19 protein-coding genes and 1 pseudogene are annotated in these 20,491 nt (G+C 40.0%); 5 read left to right on the forward strand and 15 right to left on the reverse strand.

Features of this window, described 5'->3' with window-relative positions:
- Positions 1 to 261: 261 nt before the first annotated feature.
- Together HUU81_RS15115 and hemH are read left to right on the forward strand one after the other, a co-directional pair.
- Positions 262 to 582: a hypothetical protein gene (locus tag HUU81_RS15115; protein WP_199609743.1), complete on the forward strand. Its 321-nt coding sequence runs from the start codon at positions 262 to 264 to the stop codon at positions 580 to 582.
- A gap of 636 nt (positions 583 to 1,218) precedes the next feature.
- Positions 1,219 to 2,235 (forward strand): ferrochelatase, encoded by a 1,017-nt coding sequence (gene hemH / locus HUU81_RS15120; protein WP_199609744.1) that lies wholly within the window; start codon positions 1,219 to 1,221, stop codon positions 2,233 to 2,235.
- A gap of 135 nt (positions 2,236 to 2,370) precedes the next feature.
- Here hemH and HUU81_RS17500 read toward each other — a convergent pair whose 3' ends face one another.
- From HUU81_RS17500 to HUU81_RS15160, 8 genes and pseudogenes are all read right to left on the reverse strand, one after another.
- Positions 2,371 to 4,731 (reverse strand): S8 family serine peptidase, encoded by a 2,361-nt coding sequence (locus tag HUU81_RS17500; protein ID WP_325071746.1) that lies wholly within the window; start codon positions 4,729 to 4,731, stop codon positions 2,371 to 2,373.
- Positions 4,732 to 5,495: 764 nt separating this feature from the next.
- Positions 5,496 to 6,452: a pyridoxal-phosphate dependent enzyme gene (locus HUU81_RS15130; protein WP_199609745.1), complete on the reverse strand. Its 957-nt coding sequence runs from the start codon at positions 6,450 to 6,452 to the stop codon at positions 5,496 to 5,498.
- A gap of 122 nt (positions 6,453 to 6,574) precedes the next feature.
- Positions 6,575 to 7,573 (reverse strand): cytochrome d ubiquinol oxidase subunit II, encoded by a 999-nt coding sequence (gene cydB, locus HUU81_RS15135; protein ID WP_199609746.1) that lies wholly within the window; start codon positions 7,571 to 7,573, stop codon positions 6,575 to 6,577.
- On the reverse strand, positions 7,573 to 8,949 hold the full coding sequence (locus HUU81_RS15140; RefSeq protein WP_199609747.1) for a cytochrome ubiquinol oxidase subunit I: 1,377 nt from the start codon (positions 8,947 to 8,949) through the stop codon (positions 7,573 to 7,575). The genes cydB and HUU81_RS15140 overlap by 1 nt, the downstream gene beginning before the upstream one ends.
- Before the next feature lie 56 nt (positions 8,950 to 9,005).
- Complete coding sequence (locus HUU81_RS15145) at positions 9,006 to 9,566, reverse strand: GbsR/MarR family transcriptional regulator (protein ID WP_199609748.1); 561 nt, start codon at positions 9,564 to 9,566, stop codon at positions 9,006 to 9,008.
- 166 nt (positions 9,567 to 9,732) lie between these two features.
- Positions 9,733 to 9,900, reverse strand: a pseudogene (locus tag HUU81_RS17625) (IS3 family transposase); the annotation flags it as partial.
- Between the two features lie 818 nt (positions 9,901 to 10,718).
- Positions 10,719 to 11,303, reverse strand: coding sequence for a serine acetyltransferase (locus HUU81_RS15155; protein ID WP_233520524.1), 585 nt, complete (start codon positions 11,301 to 11,303; stop codon positions 10,719 to 10,721).
- A gap of 68 nt (positions 11,304 to 11,371) precedes the next feature.
- Positions 11,372 to 12,019, reverse strand: a complete 648-nt coding sequence (locus HUU81_RS15160) for a DUF2959 domain-containing protein (RefSeq protein WP_199609749.1) — start codon at positions 12,017 to 12,019, stop codon at positions 11,372 to 11,374.
- A gap of 321 nt (positions 12,020 to 12,340) precedes the next feature.
- Between HUU81_RS15160 and HUU81_RS15165 the strand changes: the two genes are divergently transcribed.
- From HUU81_RS15165 to dtd, 3 genes are read left to right on the forward strand one after another with little or no spacing between them, the layout of a single operon-like run.
- Entirely contained in the window at positions 12,341 to 13,237 is an 897-nt protein-coding gene (locus HUU81_RS15165; protein WP_199609750.1) for a virulence factor BrkB family protein, read from the forward strand.
- Complete coding sequence (gene pip, locus HUU81_RS15170) at positions 13,203 to 14,189, forward strand: prolyl aminopeptidase (RefSeq protein ID WP_199609751.1); 987 nt, start codon at positions 13,203 to 13,205, stop codon at positions 14,187 to 14,189. The genes HUU81_RS15165 and pip overlap by 35 nt, the downstream gene beginning before the upstream one ends.
- Before the next feature lie 21 nt (positions 14,190 to 14,210).
- Entirely contained in the window at positions 14,211 to 14,651 is a 441-nt protein-coding gene (gene dtd, locus HUU81_RS15175; RefSeq protein ID WP_199609752.1) for a D-aminoacyl-tRNA deacylase, read from the forward strand.
- Positions 14,652 to 14,689: 38 nt separating this feature from the next.
- On the opposite strand, the gene mgtE is transcribed toward dtd, so the two are convergent.
- From mgtE to lptB, 7 genes are all read right to left on the reverse strand, one after another.
- Positions 14,690 to 16,048 carry a magnesium transporter gene (gene mgtE / locus HUU81_RS15180; RefSeq protein ID WP_199609753.1) on the reverse strand — a complete coding sequence of 453 codons (1,359 nt, stop codon included), beginning with the start codon at positions 16,046 to 16,048 and terminating at the stop codon, positions 14,690 to 14,692.
- A 122-nt stretch (positions 16,049 to 16,170) separates the two neighbouring features.
- On the reverse strand, positions 16,171 to 16,452 hold the full coding sequence (locus tag HUU81_RS15185; protein WP_199609754.1) for an HPr family phosphocarrier protein: 282 nt from the start codon (positions 16,450 to 16,452) through the stop codon (positions 16,171 to 16,173).
- A gap of 8 nt (positions 16,453 to 16,460) precedes the next feature.
- Positions 16,461 to 17,324, reverse strand: a complete 864-nt coding sequence (gene rapZ, locus HUU81_RS15190; protein WP_199609755.1) for an RNase adapter RapZ — start codon at positions 17,322 to 17,324, stop codon at positions 16,461 to 16,463.
- A 120-nt stretch (positions 17,325 to 17,444) separates the two neighbouring features.
- A complete protein-coding gene (ptsN, locus tag HUU81_RS15195; RefSeq protein ID WP_199609756.1) occupies positions 17,445 to 17,894 on the reverse strand; it encodes a PTS IIA-like nitrogen regulatory protein PtsN in 450 nt (149 codons plus the stop codon).
- 20 nt (positions 17,895 to 17,914) lie between these two features.
- Entirely contained in the window at positions 17,915 to 18,202 is a 288-nt protein-coding gene (gene hpf / locus HUU81_RS15200) for a ribosome hibernation promoting factor (RefSeq protein ID WP_199609757.1), read from the reverse strand.
- Positions 18,203 to 18,229: 27 nt separating this feature from the next.
- On the reverse strand, positions 18,230 to 19,720 hold the full coding sequence (locus HUU81_RS15205) for an RNA polymerase factor sigma-54 (protein ID WP_199609758.1): 1,491 nt from the start codon (positions 19,718 to 19,720) through the stop codon (positions 18,230 to 18,232).
- Positions 19,721 to 19,755: 35 nt separating this feature from the next.
- Complete coding sequence (lptB, locus tag HUU81_RS15210) at positions 19,756 to 20,481, reverse strand: LPS export ABC transporter ATP-binding protein (protein WP_199609759.1); 726 nt, start codon at positions 20,479 to 20,481, stop codon at positions 19,756 to 19,758.
- Between the last annotated feature and the right edge of the window lie 10 nt (positions 20,482 to 20,491).

A 20,491-nucleotide genomic window follows, 5' to 3' on the forward strand; every position in this document is an offset into this window, starting at 1 on the left:
GAAATATATTGAGGCGCTTATAAAAACACTATTAAATTAAAATGGTGAATCTTCAGTTTCGGTGTGCCCGCCAATTAATTCGACGCCATGATACTTTTTTGTGTAAGTCGGTTAAGCGAAGCGCCACCCGACAAGAAATTAATCCGAGGAGTGGCCCTTAAACAATACATAAAGTCTTCATCGTTTTTATTAACTTTAAAGATTGCATGAAAACAAAAAAAAACATATAATTCACCATAAATTTACAATACTTAATTTAATATGGATAGTGATAAAATTCTTAAAAAACTAGGAGTGCTAGGAAAAGTACTTTCAGGTGGCAGCTTTATTTACAAACAATTTATTGGTAATAAAAAAGATGCCAATGCCGTCTATATCAAACTATATCCTGTTATGAGATCAACCTTACAAAACTATGGGTGGGATGCAGAACAGTCTCAAGGAGTGTTACAAACACTAGCCAATCTCCCACCAACAGGAGCAAAAAGAAGAAATTTTGTTCGCAGATATATAACGCCTAGGGATGGTTGGAAGAAACTACCAAAAGACCCTAATGATATCCCTTTTGGCTTTTGGCACTAAACAATGTCCAAAAAATTACTCGATAGACCAGTATGGAAGCTAATATTTATTCTGTCTCTTATCATCACTGGATATGATTTTTTTTCTGGCTTCAACCTACCAGCTAATCTACAGCCTACTCATCCAGTAGCACTTTCTATAATAATTATATTGCTTGAGATATTGACGCTAATAGCTAGTTTCGGTGCTGCAACCCGAATACTGATTGGTAACTTGTTACTTTGGCAAATAACCCTTATTAGTCAAATTATCGCGACTATCCTAGTCTACTACTATGAGTTCTCAGCAGGAGGTTATACCTTCAATGAGATGTTAATACATATTAATATCGCCTACATTCTAGCCTGCATATTTTTTGCGCCACTACTTAGATATTGTCAGGATTTCATTGATAAGGATAAGAATGAGCTACCAGCCGAGTCTAGCTAATAAGTATATTAAGGGCTGCTATGCTCTTAATATATTTTTTAAATCAAAGCCATCGGCATCATTAAATTATTTTTCATCTAGCCCCAGAAAAAAGTCTTCAAGTTTGATCAGATACGTTATGATCTGCGTAAAATTAATCACTTAATTAGCAACATATTGCTTAATATGCTTCGCTCACACAATAAGAATGAATTGTAGGGTATTGTTTTGTCAAAATTTTCTGCTGTTACAGATAATCCACATAAACGTTTTAATCATAAAACAGGCGTATTATTAACAAACTTAGGCAGTCCTGATGCCCCTACAACCAGTGCTGTTCGCACTTATTTGCGTGAGTTTTTGTCTGATCGCCGTATTGTTGAAATACCCAGAGTGGTTTGGTTAAGCATTCTTCACGGCGTTATTTTACGTACTCGCCCTGCTCGTTCAGCCAAATTATACAAAGAAATTTGGACGGAAAATGGCAGCCCGTTAGTACATATTACCCGCCAGCAAGCTGATAAGTTATCAACAAAGCTTCAAGCGCAGGGCTATCACGATGTTGAAGTGGTAATGGCGATGCGTTATGGCAACCCGTCGATTGCTAGCGGACTAAAGGCGCTAAGAGAAAAAGGGTTAACACGCATCATTATCATGCCCATGTATCCACAATATAGCGGTACCACAACAGGCTCAACGTTTGATGCGGTCGCAAAAGAATTAAGTACTTGGCGCTGGGTGCCAGAGTTACACTTCGTCAATGGCTATCATCAACAGCCAGCCTTTGTTAATGCATTAGTTAGCAGTATTAAAGAGCACTTTGGACAACATGGTAAACCGCAAAAGTTGCTATTTTCTTATCATGGCATTCCTCGTCGCTTTTTAGATCAAGGCGACCCTTACTATTGCTTTTGTATGCAAACAACTCGTTTAGTTATAGAGCAATTAGGCTTAGATGAAGCTGACTATATTACGTGCTTCCAAAGCCGATTGGGTAAAGCTGAATGGCTTAAACCTTATACTGATAAAACCTTAGCAGCGTTACCAAGCGAAGGTATTACGGACGTAGCAATTATTAGCCCCGCTTTTAGTGCAGATTGCTTGGAAACACTGGAAGAATTAGAGCAAGAAAACCGTGAAACGTTTATGGAAGCAGGCGGAACGCGCTATCAATATATTCCAGCTTTAAATGACCGCGATGATCATATAAATGCCATCTTTGAAACGATTAAGCCAATGTTATAAATAATGACGCGTTAGCAATAATGCATCGATTAAACCTTGATACCGTTTTAATTAATGAAACATAAAAAAACCGCTCAATCTTGAGCGGTTTTTTGTATTCCGAGAAAGGAATTTATTGATTATCTAGCATGGCGCTTATGGCTGGTAAGATACATCCATATCAACATTATTTACTGTAGAGTAAGCGTTGATACCAATGTGCCACGTACCTGCTGTAGGGTTGTTAATGGTACAGATTTCGTTGTTACCATTTTCGTATGGACGACAATCCCAGCTAGATGTAGTAGGTTGTGCACCTAGTCTTAGGTATAAATCTGCATCACCTGTACCGTTGTACGTTTTAACAGTGAACGTAGACATGCCTGCTGGAACGTCAATTGTGTAACGCTTCCAAGCACCTGCAGATACATCAATATCATTTACTGTTGTGCTGTAACCACTTGGCGTTGTACCAGAAGTGTAGCTACCTGTAATTGTTGCACCGCTAAACGTGGTGTAGCCTACGATACGTACATGATAAGTACCAGCTTGCGCAGAGCTAATTGGACAGCTTTCGTTGTTACCATTTTTATATGGACGACAATCCCAAGTTGAGTCAGTTGGCTTAGCACCAAAGCGAACATATAAGTCTGCATCGCCAGAACCACCAGCCATTTCAAACTTCAAGTTAGTTGCGCCTGAAGGTACCGTCATTGTGAATTCAAGCTCTTGGCCTGCTGAGCCTGAGATTGACTGAGACTGACCATTTACTAACTCGCCCGATGGTGGTGTACCACCACAGTTTGCAGCCATGTAATCAGATGCCGCTTTAACTTGCACTAAACCGTAACCCGTTTTGTCATCCCGGCCCGACGTTTCAAGGTCAACCGCAGTTTGCTTAAGTGCATTACGTACTTCAGAAGCTGTACAGTCAATGTTGTTACTCCATGCCAGTGCAGCAGCAGCCGCAACATGTGGTGTCGCCATTGAAGTACCGTTGTAATATGCATAATCTTGATTAGCTGTAACGTTTAACGTTGTGTACTGACCAAGTTTGCCCATTAATGTTTGACCAAGTGCACGGTTTACCGATACAGCTGGAACATTTACATCGTTATTCGCGTCTACTAAGAATGGGTTTTGAAGACCTGGACGGTCAGAGTTACTATAAACAATTACACCCGTTGCACCTGCGTCCATACATGCTTTAGCAGGGTTAATTTCTGGGTAGTTGCTGCCTTTTTGATTATCGTTACGTTCAGCTACACAAATGTTGCCTGAAACGTTTGAACAAGAATAGCTTGAGCCAGATACACTACATGAACCTAAGTAACCTGAAACAGAGCCATTTACATTTTGTACTACGTAATCAGTGCCGTTATTTACGAAGTGAGTTTGCGGTGCTACGCGGTCATTCGCGTAAGTTGTGCCACCAACAGTAATTGAACCTAAACGGCCATCACCAGCAACGGTTGAAAGAATGGCTTCACCTGGGCCAGCAATTTCAACTTGTGGCGTGTATTGAGAGAACTCAGCGTGTTTGCCTGTTTCATCAACCGCACCAACTGCCATAACTGTATCGTAAGATGCTGGATAAGAAAGCGAAGAGTCACCGTCATTACCTGATGCAGCAATTAATAATACGCCTTGTGCTGTAGCTGCTTCTAAACCTGCTCTTTCAGTCGCGTTTTGTGAAGGACCACCTAAGCTCATGTTGATAACTTTCGAGCCAGCGCTTACACAATTATTTACCGCTGTTACTAAGTCTGAACTGTATGCCCACCCCTCAGCGTTAAATACTTTAATAATGTGAAGATTTACATTGGTGTTAGGTAACACACCTACAACACCTTCAGAGTTGTTTACGCCTGCAATTGTACCCGCTACGTGAGTACCATGAGAACCACCCGCTTGATACCAGTTACCAGTACCTGAGTCGTTTGTACCAGACGCATTATTAGCGTTTAGATCTGGGTTTGAGCGCTCGTAGCCAGAATCAATGATACATACTTTCATATTGCTGGCAGCAGAGTCTGAAACTTGGTCTGCTTGAATATTTGGAATGCCCCAAGGTACCGTTTCTGACATTAGGTAACGCTTCGGATCCATTTCTACTGAACGTACATTTTTGTTATTTTTTAACGCGTTTAGAAATGCTTTTTTGTCTGCATTTTTTAAATTTTTGCTCAGCTTATATACGTGCTTGTTACCTTTTAATTTGCGTACATGCTGAATTTTTTCATTTTTGAATGCTGTTTTTTCAAAACTTGAATTGATGCTTCTTACATCTTGCTTATTGCTTACATATTCAACAATAAACTGATCGGTTTGTTCTTGTAATCTTGCTTCGCGCTGCGCTTTACGCCATTTTGCAAAGTCTGCATTTACACCTTTAACTTCTTGACTTTTTAATTCTTGAAGAGGACCTGCTTGAACAGCACCTACCGATAATGTTGCAACTATTGCTAGTGCCGCTTTGCTTAGTGCTGGCATATTTGAATGTTTACTATGTGTCATCTTGTATCTCTTGTAGTTATATATGATTTTACTCTAGGCTGGCTTCTCGCCGAACCTGACTTCCTTCAGATGCACTCCATTGACTGGGTCTGCATTCACTACTGACAACATCACTTGTTCAAAATGCAGGACCCAAACACTAACTACTTTTTTACCCCATGTGAACTATGAAAAAACAGCAACATTAGTGAAACTAAATAACACGTCATCAAACTGTAACAAAACTTTTCTACTTATTAGATATGTGAACCCCCGTTACAACAGGCTTAAACTGGTTACTTTTCGATCAAAAAAGGCAAATCATAACATTAGAATAAATAATGCGAAAAGTTAGTTTTTTTTATATCAATAACCTTGAGTTTCTGACAAACCGTACTATTTATAGGGGCAGGAGGCTATTTAGTCAAAATATAAGATATAACATATATCTTTTTAGCATATCGAATTTCTAATATAACTCAGCCAGTTACCTAAATCCGTAACAGATATACCAGTGATTATATTTCAAACTATTTTCTAAAAGGTTAATTTCCAGAAGTAAGATGTTAAATTAAAAGATGTAATTTAATGAGATTTTGTAATGTTAGTTACAGTTTAAGTTTGTTTATTGAAGATGAAATAAAAGCAGGTTTTAGCGGCTAATAAAAATAGGGAAAAATATGGGTTACTTGGGCGTTTAATATCAATGAACAATAATTAGGCGTAAACGTCAGTGTAGCTAGCGCTCACCACTTTCTTTACGCCTATCTGGTTATAACAATCAATTACTCTGCTTCAAAACCATTTTCAATTCGCCATGCTTTATTAACGAATTTAGTTAAATAGTTGCGTATGCCATCTGGTAATAGCACCACACAGTTTTGACCAGCTTTAAGTGTGTTAGCGTGTGCTAGTGCCGCAAATAGCGCAGAACCAGATGAACCACCTACCAACAGTCCTTCATCTCGCATTAGTTGCCTAGCTAAACGAAAAGAGTCTTTGTCATTTGTTTTCACCCAATGATCCACAATATCGCGGTCTAATACATCAGGAATAAAGTCGTAGCCAATACCTTCAACATGGTAAGGCTTAATGTCTTCTGGCCCAGCTAAAATGGAACCTTCAGGATCAGCACCTACAATGATTGCATCCGGGTTGGCTTGTTTAATACGCTTAGCAACACCGGTTAACGTGCCACCTGTACCAACGCCCATCACCACCATATCAACCTTACCGTTAAGGTCATTCAAAATCTCTTCAGCCGTTTCATTAAAGTGGGCATCTGGGTTGCTGGTATTACCGTATTGGTCCAGTATATGGGCATTAGGCAATTCTTGTTGTAACTTTTTAGCTACGCCAATGTGAGACTCTGGTGCATCCCAAGCAGCTTCTGTCGGGGTTCTGACTATTTCCGCTCCAAGCGACTCAATAATGGCTTGTTTTTCTTGGCTCATTTTTTCAGGCAACGTGATGATTACTTTATAACCTAACACTGCACCAGCCATTGCTAAACCAATACCTGTATTACCACTGGTTGCTTCAATTAACGTATCGCCCTTTTTAATCCTACCCGACGCTTCTGCATCTAAAATCATTCGTCTGGCAATACGATCTTTGGTTGAACCGCCCGGATTCATAAACTCACATTTAGCGTAAAGGTTACACGCCAGTTCTTTACCTGTATGTTGCAATTTCACCATGGGTGTATTGCCGATAACCTCAGCAATATTGTTATACAGCATTACTTAATCCTTAATATCGTTAAAATTTGTATCTATAATAGGATGGATGGTTTCTAACTAACTCATTCCATTTTACGCTTTAAGCTATCTTCAGTCAGTTAGTTAGTCTATCAATAAATGTGTTAATAATATCTTAAGTCGTCTACTTTGCCCCAAAATACCCGATAAGAAAATACGGTATACATCAAAATAACGGGAATCACGACAATAGCGCCAATTAAAATAAACTGTAACGATTCTGGCGCACTGGCCGACTCCCAAATTGTTAATTGATTTGGAATTACATAAGGAAAAAAGCTAAACGCTAGTCCTTGGAAACTAAAGAAAAATACAATAACGGCACCAATGAAGGGCAACCAACAACCAAAATCTTCTTCAATGGGAATGCGCTTAAGAACTTGGTCGACAATTGCGAACATAGAAAAACACACAAAAGGAATAGACAGCACAAACAGCGCATATGGAAAGCTAAACCATTTTTCAAACACACTTGGATTAATTAGCGGGTTCACCGTACACACACTCACAACACCGAGCAAACACAACCAACCTGCACGCCTTCCCCACTTAGCGGCCCGTTGCTGTAACTCGCCTTCGGTTTTCATCACCAACCAGCATGCGCCGATATAACAATACGCCGCTGCTACCCCAAACGCGCTCAATATTGAGAATGCCGTTGCAGCTAACGATTGCTCAAACCCCATAACATATTGACCCAACATGTAGCCTTGCGATAGTGCAGTAATAATTGAACCTATTTGAAATACTTTATCCCAAGTGGCTTTATGTGTCATCGCAACTTTTGCTCGAAAGTCAAAAGCAACACCTCGCAGTATCAACCCCAGTAACATAATGGTTGCCGGAATATATAACTCATGCAAAATAATATTGTATGCTTGTGGAAAAGCAATCAACGCAATCCCTACGGCCAGCACTAACCAGGTTTCATTGGCATCCCAAAAAGGACCGATAGACGCTATCATTTTATCTCGATGAGCTTCTTCATCATGTGGCATTAAAATGCCAACACCAAGATCATAGCCGTCTAATATGGCGTACACTAGTACTGCTAGACCCATTAAACCGATAAAAATAATTGGTAAATTTTCATCTGCAATCATTAGCTACGTCCTCTTGATAAATCTAAATAAGCTGCGGTATTTGCCCAGTTTGAATCTGCAATTTCTTCACTTTCTTCAATTTCTACTGATCGCCGCGCCATTAAAAATAACGTTCTAATATAAACCACTAGCAGCACAACGTATGCCGTCATATACATAGCAAATGAGAACGCAACATTTTCAGCAGGTATTTGAGTAACCGCATCGCGGGTACGTAATATGCCACTAACCAAATATGGCTGACGCCCAATTTCTGTGACGTACCATCCCGCCAGCGTTGCAATCCAGCCAATAAAGGTTGTGGCGACCAGTGTTTTTACATACCAATTAGCTGGAGTGCGTTTACAACGTATTTGCACAACGCCGTACCAAGACACTAGTAACATTATCAGCCCCATTGCAACCATAATTCGAAAACTCCAAAACACGGCCAACACAGGCGGGTGCTCGTTTTCAAAATCGTTTAAGCCCTCAATGGTTTCATTCATGTCATGCTTTAAAATAAAACTCGCCAAGCCCGGTATTCCTAACGACCAATTATTGGCCCTACCTTCTTCGTCGGGAATAGCAAATAATAGTAGCGGTGCGTTATCTGTGGTTTCCCACACGCCTTCCATTGCTGCTATTTTTTGTGGCTGATGTTCAAGTGTATTAAGCCCATGTAAGTCGCCAACAAAAATTTGAATAGGGATGAGTACCGCAGCCACCGTTAATCCTGCTTTTAAGGCTAAACGCGGCGCTAATTTATTATCACCACGAGACAAACGATAAGCTGAAATACCAGCAATCAGGAAAGAGGCGGTTAAGCCTGATGCCAACATCATGTGTACTAAACGATAAGGAAAAGAGGGATTAAATATAATTGCCCACCAGTCAGTAGGAAAAGCAACACCATCACGCATTTCAAAACCTGCTGGCGTATGCATCCACGAATTTAGCGCCAATATCCAAAACGCTGATAAGCTGGTACCTACAGCAACCATAATGGTAGAAAAAGTATGCACTTTACTCGGCACTCGGCTTTGTCCAAATAACATAATCCCTAAAAAAGTAGCTTCTAAGAAAAATGCGGTTAGTACTTCATAACCCAATAAAGGACCTGCAATATTGCCTACCGTTTCCATAAAGCCCGGCCAATTAGTACCGAATTGGAACGACATAGTAATACCGCTTACGACACCCAATGCAAAAGTTAATGCGAATACTTTCACCCAAAAACGGTAAATCCGCATCCATACCGGATTATCAGACAAGTCATGACGAATTTTGAAATACACTAAAAACCAACACAGTGCGATGGTAATGGTAGGAAATAAAATATGAAAACTAATATTTGCAGCAAATTGAATTCGAGAAAGTAAGAATGTATCTAACATGTGTCTTCCCTTAAATTGACTAATAGCGATAAATGAAACAAGTACAGTATGCCGACCTAAGTTGAGGCATTTTTCGATTTACCTAACAATCGCTCTTTAATATCCAGCACCTTGCCGACTCCAGCTCCCAATTTCATTAGCGTTTCCAGCTTATCCCTATCCATTTTTTGTAGTTCACTTGCCCAATGCGTTAATGTTTCTAATAGATCATGAATATCTTGCATTTGTTTCTGTGCATACACTTCATCCTCATTGCCGGGCTTATCCATCACCAAGTCACGCAGTAACGATAATGTTGGATCCATCTCTCGTTTACGTCGCTCTTCAAATACCCTATTTGCCATATCCCAAATAGAACCGGCCGTTGTGAAGTAATCTTTTCTATCTCCAGCAATATGATGCACCTGAATTAAGCGCCACGACTGTAACTCTTTAATTCCCATACTTACATTACCGCGCGAAATATTAAGTGCCTCCGAAATTTGTACTGCGCTTAGTGGAGATTCGTTGATCACCAGCAAACCATACATTTGCCCTACCGTACGATTAAAGCCCCATCGGCTGCCCATTTCTCCACAGTGAAACACAAATGTTTCAATCATGGGTGTCATGTTCATGCATCACCTTTTTAAAGTTTCAGTAATTTCTGAAACTTTAGCATCAAATTGATCTATATCAAAGTCTCTGTAGAAAATTTTTGTGGGCTCTCAATTAAGTTGGACTTTTGTCTCGTTTAAGTAAACCCGTTTCTCTTGTAACGGTCAAACGAGCTTGGAGGCTTCTTTAAGCAGTTTTTCTTAATTTCATCTCATATTCTGCTGGTGAGATGTTCCCTAATTTATAATGTCGTGGTTTCTGATTATAAAATGGTTGGATATATTCGTTTATATCCGCCATCGCTTCACGCCTTGGTTGATAGTAACGATAGTTAATTCGCTCCGGCTTTAAGCTACGGAAAACCGATCGGTAACGGCATTATCTAAACAATTTTCAGCCCAACTAATACTTGAAACTAATCCATGTTCTCTAAATGAACACTGAAAAGCTTCGTATGTATATTGCACACTTTGATCAAAATGGAATAACACACCATAAGTTGGTTGCCGTTTTCAAATAACGACCTTACGAGAACACAAGTCTATAATAACCACTAGATACAGCCAGTCCTGTTGAGTGCGCTCATACGCAATACACCAAACCACAGCTTGTTTAACCTCAGAGGATTAAAATGATGATTTAAGTAATTAGGTGCAATCGCCTAAGGTTTAGCACCTACAGGATATTTATGTCGTTTAGGTCGCTTAGCGACCAACCTAGCCTGTCATTGATGTTCGAACACGATGAAGAGCAATATCAAATTTTACTCTTTTAGGGCAAGTAGACTTTGGTTTCGCTTAATAATAAAACGAGCTAACCGCAATGGATAAACAACGACATACTTGGGTAACGTTATAACCCATCCGTTAACCTTACCGCAATTTGCTGCCGTTGATCATTTCTAATGCGCACTTTTTCTGGCGCTAGTGCACTAGCTTTAGGTGTAACATCTTGCCGCTCTTTTCGGTACTGGCTAACTCAGCGTTGACTCGATGAAAATTCAACACTCATTGCTGCGGCTACATCTTTATATTTTCAACCGTGAATAATGACTAGCTCTGCACACTTACGTGTAAATTCTGCTGTTAAATTTTTCTTTGAATTCTAACCTCGTTAGCTAATGTTATTTTACCTCTAACGAAGTCTCTAGTTAAAATCATACTATTATAACTTTAGCCCTTAACATTTAAGGAGTTAGTTAAATAATCGCAGATACTATGATCACGCACTTCAAGAAAACTTCCCTTATCGTAATAAACCCAACCTCTTTGGTATGAATAGTATCGGTTGTCTAAAGGTTTATCTTTTACTATTGTTCTCTGCTCCCCCGAAACAACAACACTATTATCAGGTACATCTTTATAAACAACTGTATTGGCACCTATACGCACATTATTCCCTACCTTTACAGCCCCAATAATTTTAGCCCCACTACCTATATATACATTGTCTCCAATTATCGGAGCCCCTACACTTTTCGCGTCTGACAAAGTCACACTACCAATGGTAACTTGTTGAAAAATAATGCAGTTATGTCCGATTTTAGCAGAACCTGATACGAAGATGCTTTTCATTCCGTGTGGGAAGCAAGGTTCAGATTTAAATGTTGAATTCCACGCAATAGAACTATTATTTTCATATTGATATAACCCATAAATCAATTTCAAAACTTTTGCAAAATAGCTATTACTTATAGCGCATCTACATTTCAACGACCATACTGAGCCAAACGGCTTTACTAGTAAGCGAGCTAACATTTCACCCTCATATTTACCTATTCGATTTAATAAAAAGTATTCTATTATTTACCCAAAAGTGCCTCTACTTAAGAACGACTTAACGTAACAATAAACTGATTCGACTCTTCTATGGCGTTACCCATTTCTTTTATTAATCCTGATATTTCCGATTTAAGTGCATTAAATTCATTTTGAATGGCAGAAATAGCGGCTGCGTTTAAATTATGTTTTAAATAAAGTACGTTGTCGTTCAGGGTAGCTAATATCGGTGCCATTTTACTTTCTGCTTTACGCATGCTTTTGAGTAATTTTTTAAAGTGGCGCTGAGTTTGTTTTAATTTTCTTTCACTGTCTGCGCGTAAATTAGCATTTTGGTATTGCTCTAATTCATCTTCCCACTCATCAAATAGCGCTTCAGCAACATCTTCCACATCATCAATCTTTTTCGATACGTTGTCTGCCGATGCTTTGCTATCTAAGTAGTCATCGTTAAGTGCTTGATACACGCTCGCAAGCTCACCGCCATCGAAATTAGTTAACTCAACCAAACGTTCGTACGCACTTTTGAACTCTTCTTGGCTTTCAGCCTGTGCGTCACGCGCGTCTTCTACGCGATCAACTAAAATTTCACGCTTATGTATACCTACTTTTTCCATAGCAGAATAATAAGCTGACTGACAACCAGCTAAACTCAACCCCACAGCACATAACGTAATTTTTGCCCATTGTTTCATTGTAAATTGAACCTCTTAACATTGATTGAGTAACGGTGTACTACTTCTTCATTGATTGGATAATGCGCTCTGTGCGCTTATCTTGATTACGGCTATGAATAACAAAAAATGCATGCACGATGCAGATAATATTTAAAATTGAAGTTGCGCCTAAGGTTATTGTGAATAACACTAAGCCTAGGACAAATAAAATAAAATTGAAAATTGCCTGAAAAGGTTTGCCACAAAGTAAAATTGATACAAATGGGAATAACAGCGCGATAAGATAAAGCATATAATACATCCTTTATGAGATAAGTTGTTCAACAGTATATTGAAATTATGAATAAAAGAGTAATTACAAGTGTAACTAATTTTTTTAACCAGTGGCATCAACGCATCCACCGCTTTGCCCTGCGTTGTAAAAAAGACAACATTAAAATGGCCGCAGGTTACCTTTCTTACGTTACATTACTGTCACTTGTACCACTGCTTGCTGTTTCTTTTTCTGTGATCTCTGCTTTTCCCGTATTCGAAACTTTTCGTAAATCTGTTGAACTATTCATCTTTACTAATTTTGTGCCTACGTCGAGCGCTCAAATTCAAAGCCATATGTTGGGTTTTGTCACCAATGTTTCTAAAATGGGAACTATCGGGATTCTAGCGCTGATTGTGGTGGCGTTAATGCTTATTTCATCAATTGATGCATCAATCAATCGTATTTTCGCAGTGAAACAAAAACGACCATTGGTCATCAAGTTTTCTATCTATTGGATGGTGCTCACGTTGGGCCCTCTGATTGCGGGAGCCAGCTTAGGTGTCAGCTCTTACTTAGTGTCACTAGCCGCCTTTGCTGAAAATTACTCGCCCGGTATTAGTGATTTTTTTATTCGCTTACTGCCATTTGTACTTTCTACCTTTGGCTTTTTTGTGCTCTACATGCTGGTACCCAATAAACTGGTTAATTGGAAAGCGGCATTTTATGGTGCTATTTTTGCCGGTGTGTTATTTGAAGTGTCTAAACGAGTGTTCGCATTTTACGTCACGAGTTTTCCTTCCTATCAAGTTATTTATGGGGCGCTAGCCGCCATTCCGATTTTATTTTTGTGGGTATATTTGTCATGGATATTAGTGCTAATGGGCGCTGAACTTACTGTGATGATAGAGGAATACCAATCAGAAAAAGCCGATAAGGAGCGAAACGGTGAGCAATATTTACCCACTCATAAAGGCAAATAATACCTACCAAGTGAATGTTTCTGATGGCCATACTTTGTATGTAGAGGAGTCTGGCAACAGTAAAGGTGTACCCGTTATTTTTCTGCATGGCGGGCCTGGTGGTGGTTGCCATCCTGTTCACCGTAGTTTTTATAACCCTGAGTTCTATCGCATTATATTATTTGACCAGCGAGGTTGCGGTCAATCGACGCCGTACCTTGGCTTAGCAGGTAATAACTCTCAACAACAGATTGAAGATATTGAAGCTATTCGCAAGTTTTTAAACATAGATATGTGGTTGGTTTGTGGCGGTTCTTGGGGCAGTACCTTAGCCCTCTTGTATGCTATCGAACACGCGAACCGTGTTAAAGGGCTCATTTTACGAGGCGTATTTTTAGCGCGTAAAGAAGATACAGAATGGATGTTCAGCCCAACCGAAGGAGCTAGCCAATTATTTCCTGACTATCACGAAAAGCTGCTTCAGCCACTTACTTCACTGAATGCACATAACCACAGCAGTGCCACCAGCATTATCGACAATTACTACACATTGCTAACGGGCGAGGATGAGGTCGTTAGAATAAAAGCAGCTAAACATTGGGCTAGTTGGGAAGGTAAAATTGCAACCGTTAATCACGCTAAATTTAACGAAGGGGATGCTGAAGATCCGCATAGCGCGCTTAGTTTAGCATTGCTTGAATGCCACTACTTTTATCATCACTTTTTCATTGAAGAGAACTTCATTATTAATCATGCAGCTGCCTTTGCTCATATTCCAGGATATATTGTGCATGGCCGTTATGATACGGTATGTAAATTAGATAATGCGTGGCAATTAGCCAAGCATTGGCCTGAAGCACAACTGCAAATAATACCCGCAGCTGGGCACTCTGCGACCGATCCTAGTATTGCAAAAGCATTGTGTTTGGCTAGCGATGCAATGGCCAAATACTTCATAGAGAAATCGTTATAACCATTAAGTTAGTAAAAATTTATGATTGCACTTATACAGCGTGTCAGCAGCGCAAAAGTTGATGTAAGCGGAAACACGGTAGGCGCTATAGATGGCGGACTATTGGTGTTACTCGGTGTTGAAAAGCTAGATACGACTGAACAAGTAAAAAAATTAGCGAACAAGATTATTAACTATCGCGTATTTGAAGATGCTGATGGAAAAATGAATTTAAATTTACAACAAGTCTCTGGGCAGTTATTGGTTGTATCGCAATTTACTTTAGTGGCCGACACCAAAAAAGGCAGCCGCCCAAGCTTCTCAAGAGGGGCGCCACCTGAGCTTGGCTTAGCGCTTTATCAAGAATTTGTAGCATACTGCCAGCAACAAGGCATAGCGGTTCAAACTGGCGAATACGGTGCAGATATGCAAGTGTCACTAGTGAACGATGGGCCGGTAACCTTCCACTTACAAGTGAACTAGTGCACGCCCTAGTGGTAATTAGTTTATTATTTTGGGTTCTACAGCAACAGCCAAGTGGCTGTGCCTAAAAAGGTGAAGATGCCAATAATATCAGTCACTGTAGTTAAAATAACCCCGCCAGCTAACGCTGGATCAATGTTAAAGCGTTTCAGCATCAGTGGAATAAATACTCCAGACACCCCAGCAGCAATCATATTCATCAACATCGCAAATGCTATCACCACGCCTAACATAAAGCTTTGTTTCCATATAGCAACTACCGACGCAATCAAAATCGCCCACATAGCGCCATTTAATAAGCCAATTGCTAACTCTTTGCCCATTAACCAACGCGAGTTGGCTTTACTGATATGACCTAATGCCATACCACGAATAACAAGCGTAAGGGTTTGGCTACCTGCCACTCCGCCCATGCTTGGTACAATAGTATTCAATACTGCAAGTACAGCAAGTTGATCAAGTGTCGACTCAAACAAGTCTGAGACAAAGGCGGCTAATAATGCGGTAAATAAATTAATACCTAGCCACAGCGAGCGTCGTTGTGTACTTTTAATTACGGGAGCGAAGGTATCTTCTTCATCATCTAGACCTGCCATACTCATCATCGAGTGCTCGGCTTCTTCACGAATCACATCAACCACATCATCAATGGTGATACGACCTAGTAACCGACCCTCTTCGTCGACAACTGGCGCTGATACCCAGTTATGACGTTCAAATAATTGGGCAACGTCACGCTCTTCCATGTCAACAGGAATGACTTCAATGTCGTCTTCCAACACCCGTTTAACATTAAGATCTGGATTACAAGTTAACAAGGTAGAAAGGGAAATAGCCCCCACAAAGGTGTCATTGTCATCCACTACGTATAAATAGTCGGTAGCTTCTGGCAATTCACCTTTAAGGCGAAGGTAACGCAAAATCACATCTATCGATACATCAGGGCGTAGCGTGATGGTATCGGTATTCATTATCGCGCCAGCCGTGTCCTCGTCGTACGACATGACCTTTTCAGCGCGCAGCCGGTCTTGGCTGTCCATCGCATTAATAACATTGCGATATAGTGCATCAGGTAAGCCACGGAGAACTTCTGCTAAGTCATCATCATCCATGCCTTCCGTAGCGGCAACCACACGCTCTGGCGTCATTTGATGAATAATGCCGTTACGTACATCTTCGGCTAGTTCTTCAAGCACCTCTCCATGTAAATCAGCTTCTACCAACTGCCATAAAATGGTACGGCCTTTTGGTGGAGAAGACTCTAATAGCAACGCAATATCGCAAGGCTCCATGTCTTGCAGCATGCCGCGCACATGAACAAACATACCACTACTAAGAGCAGCGTTTACTTCTCTTATTTGTAGTTTGGCATATTCACGTTCTAGCGTTTCAGGCATCTATTAAGCTCTTATTATGGGAACAAGCAAGGTGTTGATTTAACTATAATAAGCAATGATAACGTATTGATTATAGTTTATCAGTATTTAAAAAAGTGAATTTTGTTTGGAAGAAAAGAGAATTATTCAGATTCGTCAAAGTTATCGTCAACCAATGCTTCTAATGCTTCTAATGCTTCACGAGCATCAGGACCAGAGCACTTCACCTCGATGTTTTTACCTTGGCTGCTTTCTAGCATTAATAAGCCCATAATGCTATCGGCCGATGCTGACTTATCTTCTTGTTGGATAAGAATTGTTGCGTCATATTGCTGAGCCAACTTAACGACTTTAGAAGCCGCCCGTGCATGCAAGCCGAGTTTGTTTTTTATTAATAGTCGTTTAGATAACTCAGGCTGAGGCATAATGTTTTTTACTCTGAAGGCGTTTCATGACGGCTTAATTCACGATGTTGAATTTGCACGTCAGATTTTAGTTTACGATAAATATTGGCCAATGTTTCTGCAATAAATACCGAGCGATGTTGTCCGCCAGTACAGCCAATGGCAACGGTAAGGTAACTACGATTATTACGTTCTAAGTGCGGTAGCCAAGTACTCAAAAAGCTATTTACTTGCCAAACTAGCTTGGTCACTAGCGGTTGCGTGGATAAGTAGTCAATGACGGGCTGATCTAATCCAGTTAGCGGTTTCAGATCTGGCTCCCAATGGGGGTTAGGTAAAAAGCGTACATCAAACACATAATCTGCATCTTTAGGAATACCGTATTTAAAGCCAAATGACTGAAAAATGATAACTAAGTCATTACTTTTTTTACCTAGGATCCGTTCTTTTACCGTTTCAGCTAACTGATGAACCGTTAACTGAGTGGTATCAATGTATAAATCGGCCCTGCCTGCTAATGGCTCTAACAGTACTTTTTCTTGTTTGATGGCTTTTTCTAAACTCATCGACTGCTTAGAAAGCGGGTGTAATCGCCTCGTTTCACTAAACCGTTGAATTAGAATATCTTCTTCAGCATCTAAATATAAAACACTTAAGGTTACCGAAGTAGGCAAGTAATCTAGAATATCGCTTAATTCATCCGCTTCTTCAGGAAAATTACGTACATCAACACTCACAGCAACTGTTTCATATCGATCATTTAAAGAGTGCGCTAAGGCTGGAAGTAAATTAACAGGAATATTATCAACGCAATAATAGCCCAAGTCCTCTAACACCCTAAGTGCTACAGTTTTCCCTGAACCAGAACGACCGCTAATAATGATAATTTTCATAAAAATTAAGCTACCTTAATTGTTAATTTACCTTCTTTCTTTGAATTACTTTAATCTAAGGTTATGACTATTTAAATACAGCGCTCTAAAATAGCTATAACTGAATACGTATCAGCACGGCTAATTGGATGTCATAATCTCAAATAACTCTTGATCAGTATCGGCTTTGCGCAATCTTTTCACCATACTTTTATCGTCAAGCATGCTAGCAACGGCTGACAACGTACTTAAATGTTCTTTACATTGCTCTTCGGGTACTAACAGTGCAAAAAATACATCAACTGGCTTTTGATCGATTGAGTCGTATTGGATCGGATTTTTACTTACTAAAAAAATTGCGACCGTTTTTTGCGTATTCTTCAAGCGGCCATGGGGAATAGCAATTCCTTTACCAATCCCGGTACTGCCTAGCTTTTCTCTTGCCATTAAACTGTCCAAAATTTCATGTTGGCTAATATCAGGCAGTTTAGTGTGTGCCAATTGGCTAATGTACTCTAAAATACGTTTCTTGCTATTAAAAAGGACTGCACATTTTGTGCAGTCCTCAGACATCAAAGTTTTAAAAGACATATTACAATAACTATTCTTTTTTAGTGGCTTGAAAGTTTTTCCTTATGTTTAATGACTTGTCGGTCTAGCTTGTCAATCAACCCATCTATCGCCGCATACATATCGTCGTGAGTGGCTGTGGCAAACAACTCTCCGCCATTAACATGGAGTTTTGCTTCCGCTTTTTGCATTAACTTTTCGGAATCCAAAATAACGTGAACATTATTGATATGATCAAAATGTCGCTCTAATTTGGAAAATTTATTATCTACATAATCTTTTATCGACGAAGTGGCATTAACGTGACGGCAAGTTAAATTGATTTGCATAAGCACTTTCCTTCTTTCATCAAGAGCTTACAGTAAGCTCTTTCTTTGGTTAGATGGAGGGATAGACAAAGACTCACGATACTTCGCAATCGTACGTCTTGCTACCTTAATACCTTGATCAGCCATAATTTCTGCAATCTTACTATCACTCAATGGCTTCGCCGCATTTTCTGCAGAGACTAATTTTTTAATCAACGCTCTGATCGCTGTTGATGAACACTCGCCGCCGTTTTCAGTACTTACATGGCTTGAAAAAAAGTACTTAAGCTCAAAAATGCCGCGTGGTGTATGCATATATTTCTGCGTTGTCACACGTGAAATGGTTGATTCATGCATATCTACCATTTCTGCCACATCGTTCAATACCATTGGCTTCATGGCCTCGTCACCATACTCAAAAAATGCCTGTTGCTGCTGCACAATACAATTCGCAACTTTGAGTAAGGTATCGTTTCTACTTTCCAAACTTTTGATAAACCATTTTGCATCTTGTAAATGAGAACGAATAAATTGCGTATCCGTAGATGACTTACTGGTTTTAGACAACGCCGCGTATTGCTGGTTAATAGTAACTTTCGGCATTGAGTCTGGATTTAATTCTACAATCCAACGGCCTTTTTTCTTCACGACTGATACGTCTGGAATAACATATTGCGGTTGTTCAGTAATCACCGCACTGGCTGGCCTTGGATTAAGGCTATGGATAAGTTGCATAACCTCTTTTAGCTGATGCTCTTTAAGCTTAGTCTTTCTTTGTAAAGTACGATAGTCACGATTACCTAATAAATCGATATATTCGTTCACAATGGTTTTTGCGTCAGACAAATAAGGCGTATCGTTGCTAAATTGACCTAACTGAATCAGCATACATTCTTTTAAACTGCGGGCTCCCACACCTAATGGGTCCATTAATTGAATACGCTTTAGTACTACTTCAACCTCATCAAGCTCTACATCGTCATCGCCTAAGCTATTCAGAATATCTTCTGTAGTAACTGATAAATAGCCTGAATCGTCAATCGCTTCAATTATCGCCATGGCGATCGTTTCATCTGTAGGGCTAAACCGGGTTAGCCTAACTTGCCATAAAATATGATCTTGAATATTATCGGTCGTTTCACCTTGAAAAACCATATCATCATTGTCGCTAGCACCAGACACTGACGCCACCGGCGCTGCACTAATATACTCATCCCATGAACTATCAACAGGCAGCTCGTCCGACATATTCTCTTGTTGAACCGCTTCCGTTGTATCCATTTCTTTTACCTCTGAAAACGTCATGTCTTCAGCTTCACCATTGGCATCTTGTTTGGTGGTTCCGTCGTTGCTGTCGCTCACTTGTTCAGGCGATGAGCCATGATCTTCTTCCACTTCAAGGAGTGGATTACTGTCTAAGGCTTCTTGAATTTCTTGTTGCAAATCTAACGTCGATAATTGCAAGAGACGAATAGCCTGTTGCAATTGTGGGGTCATGGTCAACTGTTGACCAATTTTTAACTGTAAAGACTGCCTCATAAAATCCGATAAATTCCTTTAACTAATTAACTTAACTATAGCGTGAATTGCTCACCTAGGTATACATCTCTTACGGTCTGATTTGCTAACACTTGCTCAGGTGTACCATTCGCAATTAATTCACCATGGCTCACAATGTATGCATGCTCACACACGTCTAGTGTTTCTCGTACATTGTGATCAGTAATTAATACTCCAATGCCTTTATTCTTTAAATGCTGGATAATCTTTTTGATGTCTAATACTGAAATTGGGTCGACCCCTGCAAACGGCTCATCCAATAAAATAAATTTGGGATTAGCGGCCAATGCACGAGCAATTTCTACACGACGACGCTCTCCGCCAGACAAGCTCATGCCTAGGCTATCGCGAATGTGACCAATATTGAATTCTTCTAACAACCCATCTAGCGCTTCTTCGCGCGTTATTCGGGTTAAATCGCGGCGAGTTTGCAAAATGGCCATGATATTGTCATAAACGCTAAGTTTTCTGAAAATAGATGCTTCTTGCGGCAAATAGCCAATGCCTTCTCGTGCTCTTGCATGCATTGGTTCCAATGTTAAATCTTGGTCTGCAAGCACAATGCGCCCCCGATCAGATGGTACCAACCCCACAATCATATAAAATGTAGTTGTTTTACCTGCTCCGTTCGGCCCTAACAAGCCAACTATGCTGCCAGCTGCAACATCGATACTTACATCGCGAACAACTTGACGACCTTTGTAACTTTTTGCCAGATTTTGTGCTGATAATATTGTCATTGATTCACTT

This window comes from Flocculibacter collagenilyticus, from assembly GCF_016469335.1.
Classification (GTDB): Bacteria; Pseudomonadota; Gammaproteobacteria; order Enterobacterales; family Alteromonadaceae; genus Flocculibacter; species Flocculibacter collagenilyticus.